Source organism: Citrobacter sp. Cf118, from assembly GCF_030334095.1.
Classification (GTDB): Bacteria; Pseudomonadota; Gammaproteobacteria; order Enterobacterales; family Enterobacteriaceae; genus Citrobacter; species Citrobacter freundii.
Genome location: NZ_JAOWES010000077.1, coordinates 1 through 2,904 on the forward strand (window position 1 = coordinate 1; position 2,904 = coordinate 2,904).

The 2,904-nt window shown below is 46.1% G+C and carries 3 protein-coding genes and 1 pseudogene; 1 reads left to right on the forward strand and 3 read right to left on the reverse strand.

Annotated features, from left to right (window positions below; all coding sequences use genetic code 11):
* Positions 1-433: pseudogene (locus OGX67_RS08775) on the reverse strand (transposase); the annotation flags it as partial.
* A 468-nt stretch (positions 434-901) separates the two neighbouring features.
* Complete coding sequence (locus OGX67_RS08780) at positions 902-1,408, reverse strand: hypothetical protein (protein ID WP_007372203.1); 507 nt, start codon at positions 1,406-1,408, stop codon at positions 902-904.
* 160 nt (positions 1,409-1,568) lie between these two features.
* On the opposite strand from OGX67_RS08780, the gene OGX67_RS08785 reads away from it, so the two are divergent.
* Positions 1,569-1,835 (forward strand): hypothetical protein, encoded by a 267-nt coding sequence (locus tag OGX67_RS08785; protein ID WP_286526337.1) that lies wholly within the window; start codon positions 1,569-1,571, stop codon positions 1,833-1,835.
* Here the strand turns inward: OGX67_RS08785 and OGX67_RS08790 are convergent.
* A protein-coding gene (locus OGX67_RS08790; RefSeq protein ID WP_171866509.1) for an IS3-like element ISSen4 family transposase occupies positions 1,828-2,904 on the reverse strand; the annotation gives its coding sequence in 2 pieces (ribosomal slippage) (positions 1,828-2,690 and positions 2,690-2,904; 1,078 coding nt annotated over the 2 pieces). This gene is flagged as partial in the annotation. The genes OGX67_RS08785 and OGX67_RS08790 overlap by 8 nt on opposite strands.

Genomic DNA, 2,904 nt, shown 5'->3' on the forward strand with positions numbered 1-2,904 from the left:
TGTTTAATCTGTCCTGTCAGTCTCAGGTCTGCCTGATGGCGTTGTGAATGCGGCTGCTGAAGCCAGGCGTAAAAACCACTGGGATGAACATCCAGCACCCGACAGAGCAGGCGAACAGGCCAGCAACAGGTGTTGTCACGGATAAAGGCGTACCTCAGTCGGACAGCTTTGCGAAGTACGCCGCGGCTTTTTTTAATATGTCCCGTTCGTCGGTAACCCGTTTCAGCTCTTTCTGGAGACGGCGGATCTCGGCCTGAACATCTGACTGTTCTTTATTAGTGGAAGAATCCGGACCGTACTTCTTTATCCAGGCGTAAAGGCTGTGGGTGGTGATATCGAGACGTGTTGCAACGCTGGCAACAGAATAACCGCGATCAACAACCTGTTTGACTGCTTCAATTTTAAACTCTTCGGGATAACGCTTACTGCTCATGGGCACCTCTCTTTAAGCCATCTTAAATGACTCTGAGGTGTCTGTTAAACCCGTGGCGATTCAAGTCAGGAGTCTCAGCTCCAATGTTCCCTTCCCACTTTAGAATCAATTCACTTACCTTCCCTTTTAATGTTGCAAGGAGAACAAGCTGTTTCTTCGCGAATACAATCTCTTCCTGATGTATGTTTTTCTTTGCCATTGTAGTGTAGGTTCCATATCCATGTTGATTTATGTTAAGGATTACATTTTATTAACAATATTTTTATTGATTGTAAACACAAATCTCAATGGAATAGCATGAATTAAAGTCATCACGACCATTTTACCTAGTAGTATCAGCATGATAGTAAGTGAAATCAGATTATAAAAAGCAGATAGTCATATCGAACAAAAAGATAATTGAAATAAAACAAAAAACCATCACTGTTAAGTGATGGTTAATGATTTCAATATGGAATTATTTAGTAATCAAACAAAATAACCAGGATTATTAATCAGATCACTTTGTTGAGTACTATGTGCCATTTCAACAAATTCAGACACGCTTGTAATTTCATTGAGTGTGGTGATTGCGAATAATCGAAAAGAAAACTCTTTATTACCTTTTCTTGGGTAGATGTTCAGGAAAAAATTCAACTTTTGACCAACCGGACACATACTTGAAACCGCAGCATAAGATTGTGTCTGTCTGAGGTACTGAGTGAGGAATTGAGCAAGATCAACACCCTCATCAGACGTTAACGACCTGGATGTCTGAACCTTTAATAACCTTACAAGGTTATCTATGGCGGTCTGAATAGGAAGAAGTTCTATCTGAGGAACCTTCAAAAAATCAGCTATGATAATACCAAGTAACTGGCTCTGATCGTTCATGAAATTATGGATATAAAGAAAGTGTGAGTCACCGAATCTTTCAGCAGAATCATACTTAAAATTCCATTCATTCAATACTGCACTGTACTTCATTTTATTCATGGTTAGCTCCTCTTTATATAAAAAAAGATTAACGCAACATTCATCGGTGACGAAATTCTAAGACCCGTTAATTTCGCCCCCTATTGGGGTCATAAAAAATTGTCACGCTACGGCCTGTCTGGCAGAATCCCCTGAAACCGATTTGCGATAAGTAACCCTGATGAAAAACCTCATTAATGATGTTGCGACTGAAGCACGGGCATTACTGAACGGTATCCTCGCTGACTGTGATACCGATGACACAACGGGCACATGCCTATTTGCCAGTCTGCTATTAGCTCGTCTGGCACATAGCAAAGGGTTATCAGCTGTGATTAGAGGTGGCGATGGGAAATCTGACGGCGGGTTATTCACTATGTATGGCGGGTTCGGTCATTACTGGTGTGAGATTGACCTGCCCCCACGATTAGATACAACACTCAGTTAGTAACGTCGGAATCTTCATTCTCAGAATGACCCTTTCTCCAGCCCGCTGCAAATTCAGACGGTGTCTGATAATTCAGCGTGGAGTGCGGGCGGCATTCGTTATAATCCTGCCGCCAGTCATTAATAATTTTCCTGGCATGAACGATATCGCTGAACCAGTGCTCATTCAAACATTCATCGCGAAATCGTCCGTTAAAGCTCTCAATAAATCCGTTCTGCGTTGGCTTGCCCGGCTGGATTAAGCGCAACTCAACACCATGCTCAAAGGCCCATTGATCCAGTGCACGGCAAGTGAACTCCGGCCCCTGGTCAGTTCTTATCGTCGCCGGATAGCCTCGAAACAGTGCAATGCTGTCCAGAATACGCGTGACCTGAACGCCTGAAATCCCAAAGGCAACAGTGACCGTCAGGCATTCCTTTGTGAAATCATCGACGCAGGTAAGACACTTGATCCTGCGACCGGTGGAAAGTGCGTCCATGACGAAATCCATCGACCAGGTCAGATTGGGCGCCGCCGGACGGAGCAGCGGCAGACGTTCTGTTGCCAGCCCTTTACGACGTCTTCTGCGTTTTACGCCCAGGCCACTGAGGTGATAAAGCCGGTACACGCGCTTATGATTAACATGAAGCCCTTCACGGCGCAGCAACTGCCAAATACGACGGTAGCCAAAACGCCTGCGCTCCAGTGCCAGCTCAGTGATGCGCCCTGATAAATGCGCATCAGCAGCCGGACGGTGAGCCTCATAGCGGCAGGTCGACAGGGATAAACCTGTAAGCCTGCAGGCACGACGTTGCGACAGACCGGTCGCATCACACATCAACATCACGGCTTCCCGCTTCTGGTCTGTCGTCAGTACTTTCGCCCAAGAGCCACCTGAAGCGCCTCTTTATCCAGCATGGCTTCGGCAAGCAGCTTCTTGAGTCTGGTGTTCTCTTCCTCAAGCGACTTCAGGCGCTTAACTTCAGGCACCTCCATACCGCCATACTTCTTACGCCAGGTGTAAAACGTGGCATCGGAAATGGCATGCTTGCGGCAGAGTTCACGGGCGGGTACCCCAGCTTCGGCTTCG

Excerpts from the sequence above, each read along its gene's own strand:
- OGX67_RS08780 (WP_007372203.1), bottom strand. The coding sequence starts at position 1,408 with ATGAATAAAATGAAGTACAGTGCAGTATTGAATGAATGGAATTTTAAG.
- OGX67_RS08785 (WP_286526337.1), top strand. The coding sequence starts at position 1,569 with ATGAAAAACCTCATTAATGATGTTGCGACTGAAGCACGGGCATTACTG.